Genomic DNA, 18994 nt, shown 5'->3' on the forward strand with positions numbered 1-18994 from the left:
GTCATTGGCGGCGCGCCTCCATCACCCCTTTCACCTCGGCGATCGCCGCCAGCGCCTTGTTCAGCTGCCCAGTCGACCCGATCTCCGCCGTGAACACCATGCGCGCCTGCCCCTTGCTGCTTTGCGTGTTCACGCCGATTACGTTGATCTTCTCGCGCATGAACACGTCCGAGATATCGCGCAGCAGCCCTTGCCGGTCCATCGCCAGGATGAACAGGTCGACCGGATACACGGTTTCCAGCCCGGCCGAACCCCACTCGGTCTGGATCACCCGCTCGGGCGCCTTGGCGCGCATCTCGGCGAAGTTCTTGCAGCTCAGGCGGTGGATCGAGACGCCCTTGCCGCGCGTGACGAAGCCGCAGATCGGGTCCGGCGGCGCCGGCTTGCAGCATTTGGCGAGCATGGTCATCAAGCCCTCGGTGCCGACCACCAGCACGCCCGACTTGGCGCCCTGCTCCACGCTCGAGGCGCGGCTCTTGTTGACCACCGCTTCGTCGACCGGCGGCGGGCTTTCCGCCGTGTCGTGCAGGGCCGCTTCCACGTGGCGCAGGCTGAACTTCTCCTTGCCGACCTGGATGAACAGCTCGTCGACCTTGGCAAAGCCCAGTTTCTGCGCCAGCGCTTCCAGGTTGACCGCGGTCTTGCCCTCGCGCTGGAGCGACTTTTCGACCAGCGCGCGTCCCTGCGCCAGGGTCTCGGCCTGTTCCTGGGCGTGGAACCAGGCCCGGATCTTGGAGCGAGTGCGGCTGCTGACCGTGTAGCCGGGACTGAGCCAGTCGCGCGAGGGCCCCTGGGTGCCGGTCGGGCCCTTGGCGGTGATGATCTCGCAGGTCTGGCCGTTGCGCAAAGGCGTGTTCAGCGGCACCATCACGCCGTCGATCTTGGCGCCGCGGCAGCGGTGGCCCACCTCGCTGTGCAGGTGGTAGGCGAAGTCGATCGGGGTCGCGCCCTGCGGCAGTTCGAGCACCCGCGCCTGCGGCGTCAGCACGAAGATGCGGTCGTCCAGGGTGGCGGCCTTGAGCTTCTCGACCCATTCCTTCTGCAGGTCTTCCTGGCCCGCGACCACGTCGGCCACGTCGCTCTTCCAGGCCAGCAGCTGGCGCAGCCAGGCGATCTTCTCGTCGTACTTCTGGCTCTTGAAGTTGGAACCGCCCTCTTCCTTGTAGCGCCAGTGGGCGGCGACGCCGTACTCGGCGAAGTTGTGCATCTCCTGGGTGCGGATCTGCACTTCCAGCGGCCGCCCGTCCTCGGCGGTGACGACCGTGTGCAGCGACTGGTAGCCGTTCGGCTTGGGGCGCGAGATGTAGTCGTCGAATTCCTTCGGGATCGGGGTCCAGATGTTGTGGACGATCCCCAGCACCGTGTAGCAGGCCTTGACGTCCTCGACGATCACGCGGAAGGCGCGCACGTCGTACAGCGAGGAGAAATCGAGCTCCTTGCCGCGCATCTTCTTCCAGATGCTGTAGATGTGTTTCGGCCGGCCCGAGACCTCGGCCTTGATGCCGGCCTCGCGCAGCTCCTTTTCCAGCCGGTCGATCGAGGACTGCACGAAGCCTTCGCGCTGCGCGCGCTTCTCTTCGAGCATCCTGGCGATCTGGCGGTAGGCATCCGGCTCGATGAAGCGGAAGGACAGGTCTTCCAGCTCCCACTTGAGCTGCCAGATGCCAAGCCGGTTGGCCAGCGGCGCGTAGAACTCGAGTACCTCGCGCCCATAGGCGCGGGTGACCTCGTCGAAGCGCTTCTGCTCGGCGAAGTAGCGCAGGCTGGTGGCGCAGGCGGCCAGCCGCATCAGCACCACGCGCATGTCCGAGGCCATCGCCAGCAGCATCTTGCGCAAGGTCTCGACCTGGGCGGCGGCCTGCTGGGCGGCGTTCTTGCCGGCGCTCTTCGCTTCGGCGACCTGGTCCTTGCCAGCGGTGAGGTCGCGCAGCTTGACCAGCTGGTAGACGCCCTGCACCAGGTTCGAGACCTCCTTGCCGAAGCGCTCTTCGAGCGAGCCGGCCACCGCCGGGTCCATCATCGCCAGCTCGAACAGCAGGCCGGCAATGCGGGTCTCGGCATCGGTGCGCAGCAGCGCCAGCGTGCCGGCCACGCCGAGCGAGAATTCGAACGCATCCTGGCCGGTGCCGGCGCTGCGCTCGCCATACATGCTGCCGGCGTAATCCAGCGCCGCCTGGACCCGCGCGCAGTCTTCCACGCCGAGTCCCTGGACCAGCTGGGTGCTGGCGTCACCGAGTAAAACGCTTGCGACCATCTAGCTCGTGTGCCTCCGCTTCAGCGCAGGGCTGCGGTGATGCACACCTCGACCAGGCATGCGGGATTGGCCAGCTTGGCTTCGACGGTGGCGCGCGGCGGGGTGTGGCCCTGCGGCACCCACTCGTCCCAGACGCTGTTCATGCCGGCGAAGTGCTCCATGCTCGACACGAAGATCTGGCACATCAGGATGCAGGACTTGTCGCTGCCGGCTTCGTTCAGCAGGCGGTCGACGTGGCCCAGCACCTCGCGCATCTGGCCTTCGATCCCTTGCGTCGTGTCCTCGGCGATCTGGCCGGCCAGGTAGACGGTGCCGTTGTGGATGGCGGTTTCGGACAGGCGCTTGCCTACGTGGTGTCGTTTGATTTCCATAGCTGCTTTCTCATAAAACGTGGCGGAAGCCTCATGCTCCGCCGACTAAAAATTCGCGTGCGATCGCGATCTGTTCCTGCCGGACGAAGGTGGGCGCATGGCCCACGCCCGGGATCTCGACCAGCCGCGGCTTCGGTCCGCGCGCGCACATCTCCAGGGCCGCCGCGCGCGACAGCAGGTCGGACTGCTCGCCGCGCACGAGCAAGGTCGGGCAGCGGATCGCATCCCAGGCCGCCCACAGCTGCGCCTCGTCGCCGGCCGCGCGTTCCGGCGTCAGCGCGCGGAAGGGCTCGGCCAGGCCGAGGTCGTAGTGGCGCACCCACTGGCCGCCCGGCTCCTGGCGCAGCACGTCGCTGGCCAGCTTGAACCATTCTTCCTCGGTATGCGGCCCGAAGGACATCGACACGGCTTTCACATAGGCCGCGCCGGTATCGAAATCGGGGAAACGGATGTCCTGGCCGATGTACTCGCCGATGCGCGCCAGCGCGCCCTGGTCCAGCACCGGCCCGATGTCGTTGAGGACCAGCTTGCGCACCGGGCTGTCCTCGAGCGACGCCAGGATCATGCCGATCAGGCCGCCCATCGAGGTGCCGAACCAGTGCACGCCGAGGCTGTCGTCCCGGGTAACGCGTGCGATCAGGGTGACCATGTCGGCGACATACTGCGGCACCGTGTAGTACGCTGGATCGCGCAGGCGGCCGGAGCGGCCGCGGCCGACCACGTCCGGACAGACCACGCGGTACTCGTCGCACAGGGCGCGCGCCAGGTGGTCGAAGTCGTCGGCCACGCGGGTGACGCCGTGCACGCACACCAACACCTTCGGATTCGCGGGGTCGCCCCACTCCTTGTAGGCCATGCGGTGCAGGCCGGCGGGCGAGCTGCACTGCACGCTTTTCAATCTGGCTTCGCCGATTTGCACCTTCGCCCCCGCTCAGTCATGACAATATTGGTTACTTTGCATCGCAACACGCCATTTTACTTGGCATTGCCATTAGAATTCTACCAATTCTGAGGAAGCAACCCGTTCACCCACAAAGGGCTCCTCGAAAAACCGTCGCGAGCGGCAGCAATGGTGGCCGAGAAGCGGAGCTGTACTAAGGTACAGTGAGCATCGCAGGCCGCCAGTGCAACGCGCAGCAGGTTTTTTGAGGTGCCCGCAACTAGAGGACGCAATGAAATCCAATATGCTCAGCGGTAAAACAGCACTCGTCACCGGTTCCACCTCGGGCATCGGCCTGGGAATCGCCCGCTCGCTGGCGGAACAGGGCGCCAACATCGTGTTCAACGGCTTCGGCGACGCCCAGCAGATCGAGAAACTCTACACGGACGTGGGCGTCGAATTCGGCGTGCAGACCGCCTACCACAATGCCGACATGAGCAAGCCGCTTGAAATCGAGGCGATGATGAAATTCGCCGCGGACAAGTTCGGCGGCGTCGACATCCTGGTCAACAATGCCGGCATCCAGCACGTGGCGACCGTGGACGAGTTCCCGCCGGAGAAGTGGGATGCGATCCTTGCCATCAACCTGACCTCGGCCTTCCACACCAGCCGCCTGGCCATCCCCGGCATGAAGCAGAAGAACTGGGGCCGCATCATCAACCTGGCCTCGGTGCACGGCCTGGTCGGCTCGAGCGGCAAGTCGGCCTATGTCGCGGCCAAGCACGGCCTGGTCGGCTTCACCAAGGTGACCGCGCTCGAACTCGCCGCCACCGGCGTCACCTGCAACGCGATCTGCCCGGGCTGGGTCCTGACCCCGCTGGTGCAGAAGCAGGTCGACGACCGCGCCGCGCGCGACGGCCTGTCCAACGACGAGGCCAAGAAAGCCCTGCTGAGCGAAAAGCAGCCGTCCGGCGAGTTCGTCACCCCGGCCGAACTGGGCGCGCTGGCCGTGTTCTTCTGCTCGCCTGCCGGCGACCAGGTGCGCGGCGTGGCTTGGAACATGGACGGCGGCTGGGCCGCGCAGTAAGCCCGCCATGAGCGAACGCCTCGACGAACAACGCTTGCAGGACGCCTGCCAGGAACTGGCCCGGGTAGTCCTTGCCGCCGGCCAGCCCCAGGTCTCGAACGACATCCTCGAAACGCTGGCCGACCGTTTCTTTCGCGAGGTCGTCGATTTCGCCCCCGGCGTCGCCCGCGCCGGGCGCGATCCGAACCTCCTGGTCCGCGCGGTGCACTACCTGAACGATGCCCACGCCCTGCCCCTGATGGGCACTGACATGGAATGGTTCCGCCAGGCGCTGCAGTGCCTGGTGGAGCTGGCCGTGCCGGGCATCGCCCTGTCCGAACAGGGCGGCGCCTTCCTGCGCGACGTGCAGTTCGGGATCGAGCAGTCGCTCGGGGACCTGGAGGGTTGATGTCCCTGTCCGCAAAGCTGCTCTTGCTGTCGCTGGCCTTCGCGGCGACGAACGCCCTTGCCGCGTCCTGCGGGGCGCCGCCGTCGGGCGAGCTGAAGGCCGAACGCGTCGCCGCCGTCACGCCCTCGCGCGCCGAGCCGGGCCTGTACGAAGGGCCGGTGTGGGTCGAGGATGCGCTCTACTTTTCCGACTTCAGCTTCGCCAAGGGCTTTCCCTCGCGGGTGCGCAAGCTGGCCGCGGACGGCACGGTCAGCACCTTCATCGAGGACAGCGGCAGCAACGGCCTGGCCGTGGATGCGGGCGGCAGGCTGGTGCTGGCCAGCCACAAGGACAAGGCGCTGCTGCGCCATGTCCCGGATGGCCAGGCCGTGCGGCTGGCCGGCGGTTTCCAGGGCCATGTGTTCAACTCGCCCAACGACATCGCCATCGCGGGCGACGGGACGCTCTACTTTACCGATCCCGACTGGCAAAAGGCGGCCGCGCCCGGCGGGCAGCCGGTGACGGGCATCTACCGCGTCGCACCAAACGGCGAGGTGACGCTGGTGGACGGCACCCGTCCGAATCCCAACGGGATCGCGCTGTCGCCCGCCGGCGACGTCCTGTACGTGAACGCCAGCGACGGCTTGCTGGTGGCCTATCCGATCGTCAAGGGCGTGCCGCAGGCCGGGCGCTCCCTGGTGAGCGGACTGGAAGGCGCTGACGGCATGGCGGTCGATTGCCACGGCAACCTGTATGTGACCGAGCACGGGGCGCAACGGGTGCGGGTGTTTTCGCCGCAGGGCCGGCAGCTGGCGACGATCCGGGTGGATGCCAATGTCACCAATGCGGCTTTCGGCGGCAAGGACGGCAAGACCTTGTATATCACCGGGGCTGGGGTGCTGTGGAGGCTGCCGCTGAAGGTGAGCGGGATGCCGTATTGAGTCGCCTGGCGCGCACGTCCCGAGAACCGCGCTGATGGCGGGAGGCGAGGTAGTTTACGTTTTGATTGCCACACGGTCAAAGCTTGGGTAGTGTCGGAGCGACAAGGGGCGCTAAACGCCCCTTGTCGTTTCTACGCACTTCCCCTAACCCGCCTAGCTCGACGGCTCCGGAGCCTCAACACCAATGCTGTGAGGATTGCCGTGCCGAGGAATGAAAGGACGATGATGTTAAACGCCTTCTCGACATACATTTTCGACGGTAAGGCCAGATATACAAGCGCGGCCACCAAAAAGGCGACAACAAGCGAAATGAACGTGTTTTTCATGCGAATGGCTCCGCAGCAGGACAATTCAGGTACATACCGGCGTTACTTCCGCCAGCCTGCACAATCTCTTCTACAAAAGACGCACAATTGTTGGGCAAGACCAACCAGCGCCATTTCCTTGCTAGTAGTTCTTCCAATTTCTTGTGTGCCCCGGCAGGGTTCGGAAGCGGGACAATCCAGCGGCGAATCTCACGCTTCCCGTTCTCCTTTAGATAACGCATGTACCCGCTCTCTGTCATGAACTTAGGCAGATCGTTCTTCCCTGCTACGTGGAAGTACCAACCATTGCCCACATGAAGCAAAGCGTGACCGCACACGTTGATGAAGTCTCCAGACACGATCACAGCGCATGTATGCTTGAAGTCAGCCGTTTTGAGTGGGCAGAGGACCATTTCATCCCCGGTGTAGGGTTCGGCCATAATCGCCCCCTAGCACACTTTATGGGCGGTACAGTCCCATCCACCCTGAGTATTTGTTTAGTTTCGTGCGATCATCTCCCTCGCCGTAGCTGGCCTTTGTTCCGTGCAAAGGCTATGCTGGGCGAGTTGATTGCTGGGTTCAGCAGTCCCGGCATTCAATCGCACCAGGAGCAATTGGCAGCATGAGTTCACGTATTCACCCGCAGGCCCGTACCACACCGAAAATCCGGCAAGAGATCAAGGATTCGGGCCTGTCGGACCGGCAGGCCGCCAAGGTCTTCAACATCAGCCGCGCTACCGCCCGCAAATGGCTCAAGCGCGACGACGTGCAGGACCGCTCGCACCGTGCCCATACCCTGCACACGACCCTGAGCGCAGCGCAGGAGAACATTGTGCTCGCGCTACGCCAGTCGCTCTTCCTGCCGCTCGACGATCTGCTGTTCATCACGCGGCAATACATCAATGCCGACGTCTCCCGGTCGGGCATCGCACGCCTGCTCAAGCGCGAGGGCATGTCGCGCCTTGAAGACGTGATCCCGAAGGCCGAAGGCGAAACGATCTCTCCGAAGAAGACCTTCAAGGACTACGAGCCAGGCTTCATTCATATCGACATCAAGTATTTGCCCCAGATGCCGGACGAGACCTCGCGCCGTTACCTGTTCGTCGCCATCGACCGCGCCACGCGCTGGGTCTTCATGCACATCTACGGCGACATGACTGACAAGAGCAGCGTCGATTTCCTGCGCCGCTTGAAGCTGGCCTCGCCGATCAAGATCAGCAAGATCCTGACCGATAACGGCTCGCAATTTACCGACCGTTTCGCCACCAAGGACAAGAAGCCAAGCGGGCAGCACGCCTTCGACGTGGCTTGCGCCGCACTGCCTGCCGAGCACCGCCTGGCGCCGCCGCGGCATCCGCAAACGAACGGCATGGTCGAACGCTTCAACGGACGTATCAACGAACTGCTGCAGCAAACCCGCTTCGACAGCAGAGCCGACCTGGAAACGACCTTGCTGAACTATTTGAAGCTGTACAACCACCACATCCCGCAGCGTGCACTCGACGCCAAAACGCCCATCCTGGCGCTCAAGGAATGGCAGCAGAAACGGCCAGAATTATTCGTTAAACGGGTCTATGAACAGGCGGGACTTGACAAGTATTCCCCTGCGTTCCGCCCCTTATGCTCTGCTTGAGGTAATGCCATTTTATTTTGGCGTACCCAAGCTGGACCCGCTCAACGATGATTCCGCTTTCACCACTGTCAGGGGTGATACTTGCAATAATCAAGTTTTCAAGTTCGATCTTGAAATACGGGATCGGCTTGCCGTCACCGTCTGCCCGAAGGAATTCAAACGTCGCCTTGGGCAGAGTCTTCCCGGCTGCGCAGGTTTGCAAGAGGACAGGGGAAGCCAAGTCAGCAAGCTTCTTGAAGGTGATGGGGTAGAGGTCGGCCCTTCCTGTTGTATGCCCCCCTGCCGTCGATAGTGCCTCGGCCCTCGGCTGGTGAACCGCGTACAGGACGCTATTCACTTCCAGCCAATTGCGGTGCCGTTCGTCTTCCGACTCCCCGTTGATGCCCTCGATCTTGAGGTATGCGTCACTTGCCATTCGTGCCTCCGTTAAAGGTTGAAGGGCGATTCTTGCCCGACTGAACAGGAGCAACGTTGGCAAGAGTCAGCACCCGGAGGGAGGAAGATCAACCGGCAGTGTTTCAGGGGTGATTTTTTCCAAAAAAAATTGGGAACTCGTCCTTGTGCTGTGCCCCTATTCGAAGAACGATCACACGGTGATCAATCCCTGAATGCAGACATCCCATACCCCCCTCGGCTATCATGGAAATTTCCAAGCCATAAAGACAAGAGGAAAACCCCATGAGGATCCGCGCCATGCAGCTCGCCCTTTCCATCTTCGCCGCCCTGGCCGCCCTCTCCCACGCTCAAGCAGCACCGCGATCCGCGCCTTCTCGCCCCGTCCTGATCACGGCAGACAAGGTCTGGACCGGCGAAGGCGCCCCCCACGCCGGATGGAGCGTGCTGGTAGCCCAGGGCCGCATACAGGCCGTCGGCCCGCTCGACAACATGACCGTGCCGGCCGACGCCGAACGCATCGCCCTCCCCGGCAAGACCGTCTCAGGCGCCACTGGCGCCTGAGACTTCCCGGCATGATCGACCTGCACTCGCACGTCCTGCTGCACCCCTACAACGAAACCACCTGGGACGACCAGGTGATCAAGGAGCCGGTCGCCTACCGCATCATGCTGGCTGGCCGCCACGCGGCCGCCACCCTGCAGGCCGGCTTCACCACCCTGCGCGACCTCGGCACCGAAGGCGCAGACTATGCCGACGTCGGCATCAAGCGCGCCATCGACGAAGGCGTGGCGCCGGGCCCGCGCCTGCTGGTGGCCACGAAAGCCATCGTGGCCAGCTACAGCTACGGCCCGGCCGAGAGAAGCTACCGCCCCGACATGGAAATCCCCTACGGCGCCCAGCCGGCCACCGGCATCGTTGAAGTCACCAAGGCGGTGCGCGAGCAGTCGGCGCGCGGCGCGGACTGGATCAAGATCTACGGCGACTACCGCACCGGCATCGACGGCACCGCGCGCCCGACCTTCACCATGGAGGAAATGAAGGCGATGGTCGCCGCCACCCACGTCACCGGGCGCAAGGTCGCGGTGCACGCGAGCAGCGACGAGGCCATCCGCATGGCGGTGCTGGCCGGCGCCGACACCATCGAGCACGGCTACGGCGCCACCGAAGCGACCTTCCAGCTGATGAAGGAGCGCGGCACCGCCTACATCCCGACGCTCACGGCGCCGGAAGCGACCGGCGAATACTTCCAGAAGCACGTGCGGGGCGGCGCGCCGACACCTGGCATGCAGCAGGCGCAGCGCGCGTTCCAGCTCGCACGCAAGCTCGGGGTCACGATCGGCAACGGCAGCGACGTGGGCGTGTTCGCGCACGGGACCAATGCGCGCGAGCTGGCATGGATGGTCAAGCTGGGCATGTCGCCGCTGGAGGCGATGCGCGCGGCGACTGTGGTGGCGGCCCAGATCCTCGGCAAGTCGCAGGACCTGGGACAGCTGAAGGCGGGCATGCTGGCGGACGTGGTGGCGCTGGAGGGCGATCCGACCAGCGACATCGCGGCGGCGGCCAGGGTCGGATTCGTCATGAAAGGCGGCGAAGTATTCAGGCGGCCGTGAAGGGAACCGAAGCCCCCGTGCCAGAAATATCACCCCATACACAATCAGCATATCCACAACAAGATATAAGGCCTGCGGATATCCACAATAGATAAGGCAGCACGCTTCGGTGAAGATGGCAACACCACAAACTTCACTACGAAGCGTTGCCATGAAAAAGCCATTCTATAAAGTCCTGTATGTCCAGGTGCTGTTCGCCATCGTGCTTGGCGTGCTGCTGGGGGTGTTCTACCCTGAACTGGGCGCGAAGATGAAGCCCTTGGGAGACGGCTTCATCAAGCTCATCAAGATGATCATCGCTCCGGTGATCTTCTGTACCGTCGTCGCCGGTATCGCCGGCATGCAGGACATGAAAAAAATCGGCCGCGTCGGCGGCAAGGCCCTGCTCTACTTCGAGGTCGTCTCGACCTTCGCGCTGGCCATCGGCCTGGTGGTCGCCAACTGGGTCAAGCCGGGCGCCGGCTTCAACGTCGACGCCGCCCACCTCGACGCTTCGTCCATCGCCCAGTACACCGCCAAGGCCAAGGACCAGAGCACCGTCGACTTCGTGATGAACATCATCCCCAGCACCTTCGTGGATGCCTTCGCCAAGGGCGACATCCTGCAGGTTCTCCTGATCGCGCTGCTGTTCGGCTTCTCGCTGTCGATGCTGGGCGAACGTGGCCGTCCGGTGGCCAAGATGATCGACGACTTCTCGCACGCCATCTTCGGCGTGGTGAACATCGTCATGAAGGCCGCCCCGATCGGCGCCTTCGGCGCGATGGCCTTCACCATCGGCAAATATGGCCTCGATTCGCTGCTGCCGCTGGCCAAGCTGATGGGCTCCTTCTACCTGACCTGCTTCGTGTTCGTGATCGGCGTGCTGGGCATCATCGCCAAGCTCACCGGCTTCTCGATCATCCGCTTCATCAAGTACATCAAGGAAGAACTCCTGATCGTGCTCGGCACCAGCTCGTCGGAAAGCGCCCTGCCGGCCCTGATGCGCAAGCTCGAACGCCTCGGCTGCTCCAAGCCGGTGGTCGGCCTGGTGGTCCCGACCGGCTACTCGTTCAACCTGGACGGCACCAACATCTACATGACGATGGCGGCCCTGTTCGTGGCCCAGGCCACCAACACCGACCTGACCCTGATGCAGGAACTGACCATCCTGGCGGTGGCGATGCTGACTTCAAAAGGCGCATCCGGCATCACCGGCGCCGGCTTCATCACCCTGGCGGCGACGCTGGCCGTGGTCCCGACCATCCCGGTGGCCGGCATGGCCCTGATCCTCGGTATCGACCGCTTCATGAGCGAAGCGCGCGCCCTGACCAACTTCGTCGGCAACGGCGTGGCCACGGTGGTGGTCTCGAAGTGGGAAAAGGAACTCGATGTCCAGCGCATGGACGACGTCCTGCACGGCCGCGTGCCGCTCGACGGCGACAAGGACCTGGAGCCGGTGCGCGCCGCCGCCTGATTCCACCCTGCCCCGCCTCAAGAAACCGCATCTTCGGATGCGGTTTTTTTTCGTCTTCACTCGGGGGGGGTCAGGTCTGACAATCGGACACGAGCTCGAGCGTCGCTCGATCGCCCTGCTCAGCCCGTGTCCAAATGTCAGAACCTGACCTCGTTTGTATTCTGACCCCGTTTGTATTCTCCGCGCATAAAGCACGCACGGCACCCGAAAACTGTAGACAGCGGTGTCTAGACACACTATTCTAGACCTGACATTACCTATGAGGACGCTCATGCCACGCAAACCCGATACCCCCAAGCCGACCCCGGCCGAACTCGAACTCCTGCAAGTGCTGTGGCCGATGGCCTCGGGCACCGCCAAGCAGGTGCACCAGGAAATGCAGAAGAGCAAGCCCGAGGTCACCTACGCCACCGTGCTGCGCCTGATGCAGATCATGCACGGCAAGGGCCTCCTGGTGCGCGACGAGAGCGAACGCTCGCACGTCTACGCCCCTGCCCACGCCCAGGACTCGGTCGAGAGCAATCTGCTAAAAGACCTGATGCAGCGCGCCTTCGCCGGTTCGGCCAAGGCGCTGGTGCTGGCCGCGCTCAAGACCGGCATCTCGAAGAAGGAACGGGAAGAGATCGAGGAGCTGCTGCGCGAGGACAAGCCGGAGGACAAGCGATGAACGCCGCCGACCTCGTCGCCGGCGTCGGCTGGACGCTGGTCCACTTTCTCTGGCAGGGCACACTGGTCGGCTGCGCCACCGCGCTTGCGATGACCGTGCTGCGCAATGCGCGGCCGGAGTCGCGCTATCTGGTCGCCTGCGTCGGCCTGTTCCTGTGCCTGGCCTGGCCCGCCCTCGAGCTGGCGCTGCGCCTCGCCGGCGACAGCGGCAGCGGCGGCGATGCGATGGTGCTGTTCGCGGCCGGGCTGGTGGCCGGCTCGCCGGTCGACGCGGGCTGGGCCGCCCTGCTCGCCGACCAGTTGGCCTGGATCGTGGGCACCTGGGCCGTGTGCGCCCTGGCGATGGCCCTGCGCATGGTGGCCGGGCTGCTGTGGATCGAGCGCGCCGCCACGCGCGAACGCAGCGACCCGGCCTGGCAGGCGCGCATCGAACGCATGGCGACGCAATTCGGCATCGGCCGTGCGGTGCGCCTGCGCGTGGTCGAGGGGCTCGGCAGCCCGATCACGGCCGGCTGGTGGCGGCCGGTGGTGCTGGTGCCGGCTGCGCTGGTCACAAGCATGCCGGCGCACCTGCTGGAAGCGCTGCTGGCCCACGAACTGGCCCACGTCAAGCGCCACGACTACCTCGTCAACCTCGGCCAGAACCTGGTCGAGACCCTGCTCTTCTACCACCCGGCGGTCTGGTGGATTTCCAACCGCATCCGGGTGGAGCGGGAGCAGATCGCCGACGATCACGCGGCAAGGATACTAGGCGAACCGCGGCGCCTGGCCCTGGCCCTATCCGAACTGGAGAAACGCCAGTTCTCAACCCAGCAACTGGCCCAAGCGGCCAACGGAGGAGATCTTATGTCACGCATTAGACGATTGGTTCGTCCTGACACACAAGCCCTGAACTGGAAGGCGGCCATTCCCGTGCTGGGCCTGGTCATCGGCGCCGCCAGCCTGGCCCACGCCGCGCCTACCAGGCCGGTCGCGAAGGATACCGAAGCCGTGGCCAAATTCGACACCTGCAAGCGCCCCCACTACCCGGCCGAATCGATCAATCTGCACCATACCGGCACCGTCACCCTCGGCTTCCTGGTCGGCAAGAACGGCAAGGTGAAGGATTCGAAGGTCACCAAATCGTCCGGCCACGTGGCGCTCGACGAGGCTGCGCATACCGCGCTGACCAAGTGCACGTTCAAGCCGGCCACCGCCAAGGGCAAGCCGGTCGAGGCCTGGGCCGCGGTGCAGTACGTCTGGACGCTGGAGTAAGCCTGCATGCACGTGTTACGCTGGGAGGATTCGCGGGGACGCCCGCCCATTCCCGGCGTGACACGCCGACCGATAGTGGAGAACGCATGACCGGCATTAACCGTTTTGTCACCCTGGCGCGGCACGCCCAGCGTCGCGGCCCCGCATCCGTCCTGCTTGTGGCGACGGCCGCATTGATCGGCCTGGCGCACGCCGCCCCGGACGCGGCGCCAGATCCGCGCCCGCTCGTGGACACCAGCACCTGCAGCAGGCCGGTCTATCCCGAGGAAGATGCACGGCTGAAGAACGCCGGCACGGTCACGATGCAATTTCTCATCGGCGCCGATGGATGGGTGGTGGAGTCGAAAATCCAGAAATCGAGCGGCTACCCGGGCCTCGACGAGGCGGCGCGTTCGGCACTGGCCAAATGCAGATTCAGGCCGGCGACGCGCGAGGGCAAACCAATGCGTGCATGGGTGGGCGTGCAGTACGTCTGGACGCCAGAATAAATACCAGCCCGGGCGCTCACGCCGCCCATTTTCCGTATATCGCCAGGACGTCCGGTTCGCAGCCGGTCGTCGTCCACACCTGTCCATGGGTCACGCCGCGTCGCTCGGCGGCAGGCCGCGCTCCCTTATTGTCAGTTCATGCGTATCGCATTGCTCGGAGCGGGTGCCATTGCTACCATGGGGTAATCATAGTACCCAGAGATAGCACATTTAGGTTCTGAGCACTGCAGATGGGAATCCCCCCACTGCCCGACGTTTCCTTACCCCATAGGATTCTTATGCACCCGATGCGTACCCTGCTGCTCCTACCCCTGTTATTCGCTTCCCTCGCCTGCGACGCCAGGGCCGAGGTCGACGAGACCACGCGCAAGGCCGTGATCGCCGAACTCGGCGCCAAGGTCAGCGACATCTACGTCTTCCCCGACAAGGCCAGGCAGATCGTCGAACGCCTGAACGCGCGCGAGCAAAGCGGCGCCTACCGGACCGCCAAGGATCTGGCTGCCCTCGCGGACATGCTCACCGAGGACCTGCGCCAGCCGACCGGAGACAAGCACCTTGGCGTGCGCTACCGGGCGACGCCCATTCCTCCCGACACCGACAGCGGCAAAAGCGGACCGACGCCCGAGCAGGAGCGCCAGTTCGGTGCGTTCCTGAAGTCGCGCAATTACGACATCCGCAAGGTGGAGACCCTGCCTGGCAACATCGGCTATATCGACCTGCGCAGCTTCCCGCAGGCCTCGGCCGCCAAGCCGGCGCTGAGCGCAATGATGAACCTGGTGGCGGACACCGACGCGCTCATCGTCGACCTGCGACACAACAGCGGTGGCGATCCGCACGCGGTCGCCTTCATGTCCAGCTACCTGTTCGACAAGCGTACCCACCTGAACGACATGTACTGGCGGGAAGGCGGCCGCACGGAGGCTTACTGGACCGAGGAGGATGTACCGGGGAAGAAGTTTGGCGGCACCAAGAAGATTTACGTCCTGACCAGCAAGAACACCTTTTCGGGCGCCGAGGAATTCAGCTACAACCTGCAGCAGTTGCGCCGTGGCGTGATCGTCGGCGAAACCACCGGCGGCGGCGCGCATCCGGGTGCAGTGCACCGCGTCCACCAGCACATGGCGACCTTCATCCCCGCCGGCCGGGCGATCAACCCGATCAGCAAGACCAACTGGGAAGGCAGCGGCGTGGTGCCGGACGTGAAGGTCGATGCGGAGGACGCGCTGCGCACGGCCGAGCGCCTGGCCCTGACCGAACTGTTGAAGTCGCCCGCGAACGAAGGGCATGCGCAGCGGCTGCGCCAGCGCCTGGAGGCCCTGAAATAAGGAGTCCGCAGCCGCGCTGCGGACCCGCTTGTAGAAGCGCGGGGCCGAACATGCCGCCCCCGCGCTTGTTCCTTCAGACCGCCGAGACGTCCAGCTCGCAGCCGGTTGCCGCCAGCACCTGCTGGGTGGTGACGCCCGGCGCCAGTTCCACCAGCTTGAGGCCGGTCTCGGTCACGTCGATCACGCCCAGGTCGGTGATGATGCGGTCCACCACGCCCACGCCGGTCAGCGGCAGGTCGCACTTCGGCAGGATCTTGTGCGAGGTCGAGCCGTCCTTGGCGGTGGCGACGTGTTCCATCACCACGACCACGCGCTTGACGCCGGCCACCAGGTCCATCGCGCCGCCCATGCCCTTGACCATCTTGCCCGGAATCATCCAGTTGGCCAGGTCGCCGCGCTCGGACACCTGCATCGCGCCCAGGATCGCCAGGTTGATCTTGCCGCCGCGGATCATGCCGAAGGAATCGGCCGAGCTGAAATAGGCGGCGCCCGGCAGCGCCGTCACGGTCTGCTTGCCGGCGTTGATCAGGTCGGCGTCGACCTCTGCGTCGGTCGGGAAGGGGCCGATGCCCAGCAGGCCGTTCTCCGACTGCAGGAAGACCTCGATATCCTTGGGGACGTAGTTCGCCACCAGGGTCGGCAGGCCGATGCCCAGGTTCACATAGAAACCGTCCTGCAGTTCCTTCGCCGCGCGCGCGGCCATTTCATCACGAGTCCATGCCATGTCTCTGTCTCCGCTCTAGTCTCAGTTGGCGCGCACGGTGCGCTGTTCGATGCGCTTTTCCGGCGTCGGGTTATGCACGATGCGGTGCACGAAGATGCTCGGGGTGTGCACCTGGTCCGGATCGATCTCGCCGATCTCGACCAGCTCTTCGACTTCCACGATGCAGATCTTGCCCGCGGTGGCCACGTTCGGATTGAAGTTGCGCGCGGTCTTGCGGTACAGGAGGTTGCCGGCCTTGTCGGCCTTCCAAGCCTTGACCAGCGAGACGTCCGGCAGCAGCGAACGCTCCATGACGTAGTGCTCGCCGTCGAATTCGCGGGTTTCCTTGCCTTCGGCGACGATGGTGCCGTAGCCGGTCTTGGTGAAGAAGGCCGGAATGCCGGCGCCGCCGGCGCGCAGCTTCTCGGCCAGCGTGCCCTGCGGGGTGAATTCCAGTTCGAGTTCGCCGGCCAGGAACTGGCGCGCGAATTCCTTGTTTTCGCCGACGTAGGACGAGATCATCTTCTTGATCTGGCGGGTTTCCAGCAGCTGCCCCAGGCCGAAGCCGTCCACGCCCGCATTGTTCGAAATGGCCGTCAGGTTCTTGACGTCGGAATCGCGCAGCGCCGCGATCAGCGCCTCCGGAATGCCGCACAGGCCGAAGCCGCCCACGGCGATGGTCTGGCCGCTTGCTACGACGCCGGCAAGCGCCGACTTCGCATCAGGATACACTTTGTTCATACCCGTCCCTTTTATAGGTTAAGCAAAAGCTCTTCTGTACTACAGAGTAGAGTCTCAGCATAAAATACGCTGTACTGAATAACAATACCGTAGAAATACGGGCGGCCCCGTCCATGAACCGAGCAGTCGATCCACCTCAAGTGAAGCCATCCGCCGCCATCGATTACGAGATGATCTTCCAGCACGCGCCAGTGGGAATGTGCGTCTCGGCCGACCGCGTGATCCAGTCCTGCAACCGGGCCCTGGCAAGCATGTTCGGCTACGCCGAGGGAGACCTGAACGGCAGGTCGTTCAGCGTGCTCTACCCCACGATGGACGAGTTCCTGCGCACGGGCGACCGCATCGTGCCAATCATGAACGCCAGGGGACGCTATTCCGACGAGCGCATCATGCGCCGCGCCAGCGGCGAGCTGTTCTGGTGCCACGTGACCGGGAGCGCGCTCGATCCAAGCCAGCCGCTCGGCGCCGGCGTCTGGACCTTCGAGGACGTCAGCGAAAAGCGGCCGGTGTCGGCCGAGCTGACCCCGCGCGAACGGGAGATCGCGGCGCTGCTGGTGGAGGGCAAGACCAGCAAGATGATCGCCCGCGATACCGACCTGAGTCCGCGCACGGTGGAGATGCACCGCGCCAGCCTGATGCGCAAATTCGCCGCCTCGACCTCGTCGGAACTGGTGCACAAACTGGTCGGTGCGCGCTAAGTCCCTACTTCCGGAAACGCCGCACCGCAGGCCGGCATGCCATGAACGGGCATGCTCACGGACCCTATTTAAGCAGCAGCGCGCAGAAGGGGGCGCAGCGCTCGCGCCGGCGCCGCTAGCAATCCAGGTCGACCAGGACCGGATCCGGCAGGAATGCCGGCGGCCGGGCCCAGCAAAGCGCGCCGGCGAAGCCCGTATGCGTAAACACCTGCGTGGCGGCGCTCGCGGTGCCGAGCTTGATGCCCGCCTCGTGCAGGCACCACATGCGGTAGAACATCGCGGTGCGTTCCGGCGCCGCGCAGGCCCGAAGCCGCGCGACCGCTTCGGGAGAGAAGGCCTGCCCGGCAAGCGCGAGCAGGTCCCGGGCCGGATCCATGCGTTCGATATCCAGCCCCACACGGGTGACCCTGCTGGCGGCGCAGGCGACCAACGTAGCGCTGTGCGAGATGCTGAAGCCTGGCTCGCCGTGCGCAGGATGGACCAACAGGGGTGCCTGGCCGGGACGCTCCTGCAGCAGGATGCCGGCCGGATCCGCGGCGAGCATGCGGCCGAGCGCCAGGCGCAGCAAGGCCCGGCCGGCGACGAACTGGCGCCGCCGCTCGGGCCTGGCGAAGCGCGCGTAGCGCTGGCGTTCGGACTCCCCCAGCCAGCCGGCGTAGTGCGCCAGCCGGGATGGCGGGAGGCTGGCGATGTCGGCGAGCCATACCAGCGTGTCCGTTCCTGGCGCCACCGCCACGGCCTCCATGCTTACGGCTTGAGCTTGACGAATTCGCCCTTGAGCGCGACGCCGGTCATCAATGCGCCGTCGTGGCACTCGAACTCGGTTGCGCTCGCATGTTCCACGTTCTTGTAGTTGCTCACGATGTTGACCACGGCATTCGCCCCCAGCTCGCGCGCCCGCTCCTGCAGGCGCAGCATGGCCGACAGGAAGGCCCAATTGCAGGCGGTTTCGGCCGACTTGCCGAACGAATTGGTCTTCTGGCTGGTCTTGTCGCTGCCGAGGCGCTCGAGAATCGCCGGGGTCTTCTGGTCGCCGAAGTAGAACTGCACGGTGTCGCCCAGGCGGTTCTTCGCATCGTTGGCGGCCATGGCCTGGGCGATCGGCAGCATGTGCTTGGTGTCGCGCGCCTGCGCCGGTGCGGTGGCGGAGATGGCGGCCGCGCCGATGGCCAGCCTGAGGAGGAGTTTCTTCATTTTTCTAATCCCTTGGTTCTGGTGATGGAAGACCTTCAGTTCGCGGCGATGGCAGCGTCGTCGGCGCCGGTCGGTCCGCCCACCGCCTTGCTGTAGTTGGCGATGATGTAGTCGCTGGCGAGCTTCGAGACGCGGGTCAGCATCAGGTTGTCCTGCACGCCCAGGGTGAAGCCGCCGCTCATGGCGCTGGCGCGCTGGAAGAACTCGGGCGTCGCGATGACCTTGCCGGCCTGGTCGCGGAAGGTCACGCGCATCAGCACGCCGGAGCTGCCGGCCAGCGGCCCGAGGAACACGCGCTTGGTGCTGCTCTTGAACGACATCTCCTCGACGATCGGCTCGATCGTCAGGGTGCGCCCGTTGTCCGGCGCGCGGTTCCACTGCTGCACGGATTCGCCCAGGTTCTTGTCCAGGTTGCCGGCGATCTTCGCCAGTGCACCCGGGTTGCCCCGGTAGCCAGGGGCGAAGGCCACCGGCTTGACGACGATCCGGCCGTAGGACGAGAAGGCCTCGCTCGGCGCCGGATTGTGGGAAGTCGATGCCTTGATCTTGGTTGCGCACCCGCTCATCAAGGGAAGGGCGACCGCGACCGAGGCGGCCAGCAAAACACGGCGTTGCTTGTTCATGTTAT

General features: G+C 64.7%; 22 protein-coding genes. 12 read left to right on the forward strand and 10 right to left on the reverse strand.

Going from position 1 to position 18994, the window contains the following annotated elements:
- Nucleotide 1: 1 nt before the first annotated feature.
- From MasN3_RS16135 to MasN3_RS16145, 3 genes are read right to left on the reverse strand one after another with little or no spacing between them, the layout of a single operon-like run.
- Entirely contained in the window at nt 2-2254 is a 2253-nt protein-coding gene (locus MasN3_RS16135; RefSeq protein WP_281908518.1) for a RelA/SpoT family protein, read from the reverse strand.
- A 20-nt stretch (nt 2255-2274) separates the two neighbouring features.
- Nucleotides 2275-2625: a RidA family protein gene (locus MasN3_RS16140; protein WP_281908519.1), complete on the reverse strand. Its 351-nt coding sequence runs from the start codon at nt 2623-2625 to the stop codon at nt 2275-2277.
- 31 nt (nt 2626-2656) lie between these two features.
- Entirely contained in the window at nt 2657-3538 is an 882-nt protein-coding gene (locus tag MasN3_RS16145; protein WP_281914528.1) for an alpha/beta fold hydrolase, read from the reverse strand.
- A 259-nt stretch (nt 3539-3797) separates the two neighbouring features.
- Between MasN3_RS16145 and MasN3_RS16150 the strand changes: the two genes are divergently transcribed.
- Genes MasN3_RS16150 through MasN3_RS16160 form a run of 3 tightly spaced genes read left to right on the forward strand, consistent with a single transcriptional unit; the run spans nt 3798 to nt 5900 of the window.
- Nucleotides 3798-4592 carry a 3-hydroxybutyrate dehydrogenase gene (locus MasN3_RS16150; protein ID WP_281908520.1) on the forward strand — a complete coding sequence of 265 codons (795 nt, stop codon included), beginning with the start codon at nt 3798-3800 and terminating at the stop codon, nt 4590-4592.
- Nucleotides 4593-4599: 7 nt separating this feature from the next.
- The gene (locus MasN3_RS16155; RefSeq protein ID WP_281908522.1) at nt 4600-4980 is read left to right on the forward strand and encodes a hypothetical protein; all 381 of its coding nucleotides are present in this window, start codon (nt 4600-4602) and stop codon (nt 4978-4980) included.
- On the forward strand, nt 4980-5900 hold the full coding sequence (locus MasN3_RS16160; RefSeq protein ID WP_281908523.1) for an SMP-30/gluconolactonase/LRE family protein: 921 nt from the start codon (nt 4980-4982) through the stop codon (nt 5898-5900). The genes MasN3_RS16155 and MasN3_RS16160 overlap by 1 nt, the downstream gene beginning before the upstream one ends.
- A gap of 322 nt (nt 5901-6222) precedes the next feature.
- Here the strand turns inward: MasN3_RS16160 and MasN3_RS16165 are convergent, their stop codons facing one another.
- Complete coding sequence (locus tag MasN3_RS16165) at nt 6223-6645, reverse strand: hypothetical protein (RefSeq protein WP_281908524.1); 423 nt, start codon at nt 6643-6645, stop codon at nt 6223-6225.
- A gap of 182 nt (nt 6646-6827) precedes the next feature.
- Here MasN3_RS16165 and MasN3_RS16170 point away from each other — a divergent pair, with 182 nt between their 5' ends.
- Nucleotides 6828-7838, forward strand: a complete 1011-nt coding sequence (locus MasN3_RS16170) for an IS481 family transposase (protein ID WP_281908527.1) — start codon at nt 6828-6830, stop codon at nt 7836-7838.
- Here MasN3_RS16170 and MasN3_RS16175 read toward each other — a convergent pair.
- Entirely contained in the window at nt 7768-8253 is a 486-nt protein-coding gene (locus MasN3_RS16175; protein WP_281908529.1) for an Hcp family type VI secretion system effector, read from the reverse strand. The genes MasN3_RS16170 and MasN3_RS16175 overlap by 71 nt on opposite strands.
- Before the next feature lie 263 nt (nt 8254-8516).
- On the opposite strand from MasN3_RS16175, the gene MasN3_RS16180 reads away from it, so the two are divergent.
- The 7 genes from MasN3_RS16180 (at nt 8517) to MasN3_RS16210 (ending at nt 15030) form a co-directional block, all read left to right on the forward strand.
- Nucleotides 8517-8795, forward strand: a complete 279-nt coding sequence (locus MasN3_RS16180; protein WP_281908531.1) for a hypothetical protein — start codon at nt 8517-8519, stop codon at nt 8793-8795.
- 11 nt (nt 8796-8806) lie between these two features.
- Nucleotides 8807-9844 carry a metal-dependent hydrolase family protein gene (locus tag MasN3_RS16185; RefSeq protein WP_281908532.1) on the forward strand — a complete coding sequence of 346 codons (1038 nt, stop codon included), beginning with the start codon at nt 8807-8809 and terminating at the stop codon, nt 9842-9844.
- Between the two features lie 151 nt (nt 9845-9995).
- Nucleotides 9996-11297 (forward strand): dicarboxylate/amino acid:cation symporter, encoded by a 1302-nt coding sequence (locus MasN3_RS16190; RefSeq protein WP_281908534.1) that lies wholly within the window; start codon nt 9996-9998, stop codon nt 11295-11297.
- Nucleotides 11298-11568: 271 nt separating this feature from the next.
- On the forward strand, nt 11569-11964 hold the full coding sequence (locus MasN3_RS16195; RefSeq protein ID WP_281908535.1) for a BlaI/MecI/CopY family transcriptional regulator: 396 nt from the start codon (nt 11569-11571) through the stop codon (nt 11962-11964).
- Nucleotides 11961-13217: a M56 family metallopeptidase gene (locus MasN3_RS16200; protein ID WP_281908536.1), complete on the forward strand. Its 1257-nt coding sequence runs from the start codon at nt 11961-11963 to the stop codon at nt 13215-13217. The genes MasN3_RS16195 and MasN3_RS16200 overlap by 4 nt, the downstream gene beginning before the upstream one ends.
- Nucleotides 13218-13303: 86 nt before the next feature.
- Nucleotides 13304-13705 (forward strand): energy transducer TonB, encoded by a 402-nt coding sequence (locus tag MasN3_RS16205; RefSeq protein WP_281908538.1) that lies wholly within the window; start codon nt 13304-13306, stop codon nt 13703-13705.
- A gap of 278 nt (nt 13706-13983) precedes the next feature.
- Nucleotides 13984-15030 (forward strand): S41 family peptidase, encoded by a 1047-nt coding sequence (locus MasN3_RS16210; RefSeq protein ID WP_281908539.1) that lies wholly within the window; start codon nt 13984-13986, stop codon nt 15028-15030.
- Between the two features lie 73 nt (nt 15031-15103).
- Here MasN3_RS16210 and MasN3_RS16215 read toward each other — a convergent pair whose 3' ends face one another.
- Nucleotides 15104-15754 (reverse strand): 3-oxoacid CoA-transferase subunit B, encoded by a 651-nt coding sequence (locus MasN3_RS16215; protein ID WP_281908541.1) that lies wholly within the window; start codon nt 15752-15754, stop codon nt 15104-15106.
- A gap of 21 nt (nt 15755-15775) precedes the next feature.
- Nucleotides 15776-16474, reverse strand: a complete 699-nt coding sequence (locus MasN3_RS16220; protein ID WP_281908542.1) for a CoA transferase subunit A — start codon at nt 16472-16474, stop codon at nt 15776-15778.
- 113 nt (nt 16475-16587) lie between these two features.
- On the opposite strand from MasN3_RS16220, the gene MasN3_RS16225 reads away from it, so the two are divergent.
- The gene (locus tag MasN3_RS16225) at nt 16588-17172 is read left to right on the forward strand and encodes a PAS and helix-turn-helix domain-containing protein (protein WP_281908544.1); all 585 of its coding nucleotides are present in this window, start codon (nt 16588-16590) and stop codon (nt 17170-17172) included.
- Nucleotides 17173-17287: 115 nt separating this feature from the next.
- Here the strand turns inward: MasN3_RS16225 and MasN3_RS16230 are convergent, their stop codons facing one another.
- The 3 genes from MasN3_RS16230 to MasN3_RS16240 are packed head-to-tail and all read right to left on the reverse strand — an operon-like array spanning nt 17288 to nt 18989.
- Nucleotides 17288-17917 carry a 4'-phosphopantetheinyl transferase family protein gene (locus MasN3_RS16230; protein ID WP_281908545.1) on the reverse strand — a complete coding sequence of 210 codons (630 nt, stop codon included), beginning with the start codon at nt 17915-17917 and terminating at the stop codon, nt 17288-17290.
- A 2-nt stretch (nt 17918-17919) separates the two neighbouring features.
- Nucleotides 17920-18366: a heavy metal-binding domain-containing protein gene (locus MasN3_RS16235; protein ID WP_281908546.1), complete on the reverse strand. Its 447-nt coding sequence runs from the start codon at nt 18364-18366 to the stop codon at nt 17920-17922.
- Nucleotides 18367-18401: 35 nt separating this feature from the next.
- The gene (locus MasN3_RS16240; protein ID WP_281908548.1) at nt 18402-18989 is read right to left on the reverse strand and encodes a hypothetical protein; all 588 of its coding nucleotides are present in this window, start codon (nt 18987-18989) and stop codon (nt 18402-18404) included.
- Nucleotides 18990-18994 lie beyond the last annotated feature (5 nt).

Source organism: Massilia varians, assembly GCF_027923905.1.
Taxonomy (GTDB): domain Bacteria; phylum Pseudomonadota; class Gammaproteobacteria; order Burkholderiales; family Burkholderiaceae_D; genus Telluria; species Telluria varians_B.

Bases quoted from the DNA above. Each gene is read 5' to 3' on its own strand.
- MasN3_RS16135 (WP_281908518.1), bottom strand. From the start codon at position 2,254: ATGGTCGCAAGCGTTTTACTCGGTGACGCCAGCACCCAGCTGGTCCAG.
- MasN3_RS16225 (WP_281908544.1), top strand. From the start codon at position 16,588: ATGAACCGAGCAGTCGATCCACCTCAAGTGAAGCCATCCGCCGCCATC.
- MasN3_RS16230 (WP_281908545.1), bottom strand. From the start codon at position 17,917: ATGGAGGCCGTGGCGGTGGCGCCAGGAACGGACACGCTGGTATGGCTC.
- MasN3_RS16170 (WP_281908527.1), top strand. From the start codon at position 6,828: ATGAGTTCACGTATTCACCCGCAGGCCCGTACCACACCGAAAATCCGG.
- MasN3_RS16235 (WP_281908546.1), bottom strand. From the start codon at position 18,366: ATGAAGAAACTCCTCCTCAGGCTGGCCATCGGCGCGGCCGCCATCTCC.
- MasN3_RS16195 (WP_281908535.1), top strand. From the start codon at position 11,569: ATGCCACGCAAACCCGATACCCCCAAGCCGACCCCGGCCGAACTCGAA.
- MasN3_RS16155 (WP_281908522.1), top strand. From the start codon at position 4,600: ATGAGCGAACGCCTCGACGAACAACGCTTGCAGGACGCCTGCCAGGAA.
- MasN3_RS16165 (WP_281908524.1), bottom strand. From the start codon at position 6,645: ATGGCCGAACCCTACACCGGGGATGAAATGGTCCTCTGCCCACTCAAA.
- MasN3_RS16180 (WP_281908531.1), top strand. From the start codon at position 8,517: ATGAGGATCCGCGCCATGCAGCTCGCCCTTTCCATCTTCGCCGCCCTG.
- MasN3_RS16240 (WP_281908548.1), bottom strand. From the start codon at position 18,989: ATGAACAAGCAACGCCGTGTTTTGCTGGCCGCCTCGGTCGCGGTCGCC.
- MasN3_RS16215 (WP_281908541.1), bottom strand. From the start codon at position 15,754: ATGGCATGGACTCGTGATGAAATGGCCGCGCGCGCGGCGAAGGAACTG.
- MasN3_RS16150 (WP_281908520.1), top strand. From the start codon at position 3,798: ATGAAATCCAATATGCTCAGCGGTAAAACAGCACTCGTCACCGGTTCC.
- MasN3_RS16210 (WP_281908539.1), top strand. From the start codon at position 13,984: ATGCACCCGATGCGTACCCTGCTGCTCCTACCCCTGTTATTCGCTTCC.
- MasN3_RS16220 (WP_281908542.1), bottom strand. From the start codon at position 16,474: ATGAACAAAGTGTATCCTGATGCGAAGTCGGCGCTTGCCGGCGTCGTA.
- MasN3_RS16140 (WP_281908519.1), bottom strand. From the start codon at position 2,625: ATGGAAATCAAACGACACCACGTAGGCAAGCGCCTGTCCGAAACCGCC.
- MasN3_RS16160 (WP_281908523.1), top strand. From the start codon at position 4,980: ATGTCCCTGTCCGCAAAGCTGCTCTTGCTGTCGCTGGCCTTCGCGGCG.
- MasN3_RS16205 (WP_281908538.1), top strand. From the start codon at position 13,304: ATGACCGGCATTAACCGTTTTGTCACCCTGGCGCGGCACGCCCAGCGT.
- MasN3_RS16200 (WP_281908536.1), top strand. From the start codon at position 11,961: ATGAACGCCGCCGACCTCGTCGCCGGCGTCGGCTGGACGCTGGTCCAC.
- MasN3_RS16190 (WP_281908534.1), top strand. From the start codon at position 9,996: ATGAAAAAGCCATTCTATAAAGTCCTGTATGTCCAGGTGCTGTTCGCC.
- MasN3_RS16175 (WP_281908529.1), bottom strand. From the start codon at position 8,253: ATGGCAAGTGACGCATACCTCAAGATCGAGGGCATCAACGGGGAGTCG.
- MasN3_RS16185 (WP_281908532.1), top strand. From the start codon at position 8,807: ATGATCGACCTGCACTCGCACGTCCTGCTGCACCCCTACAACGAAACC.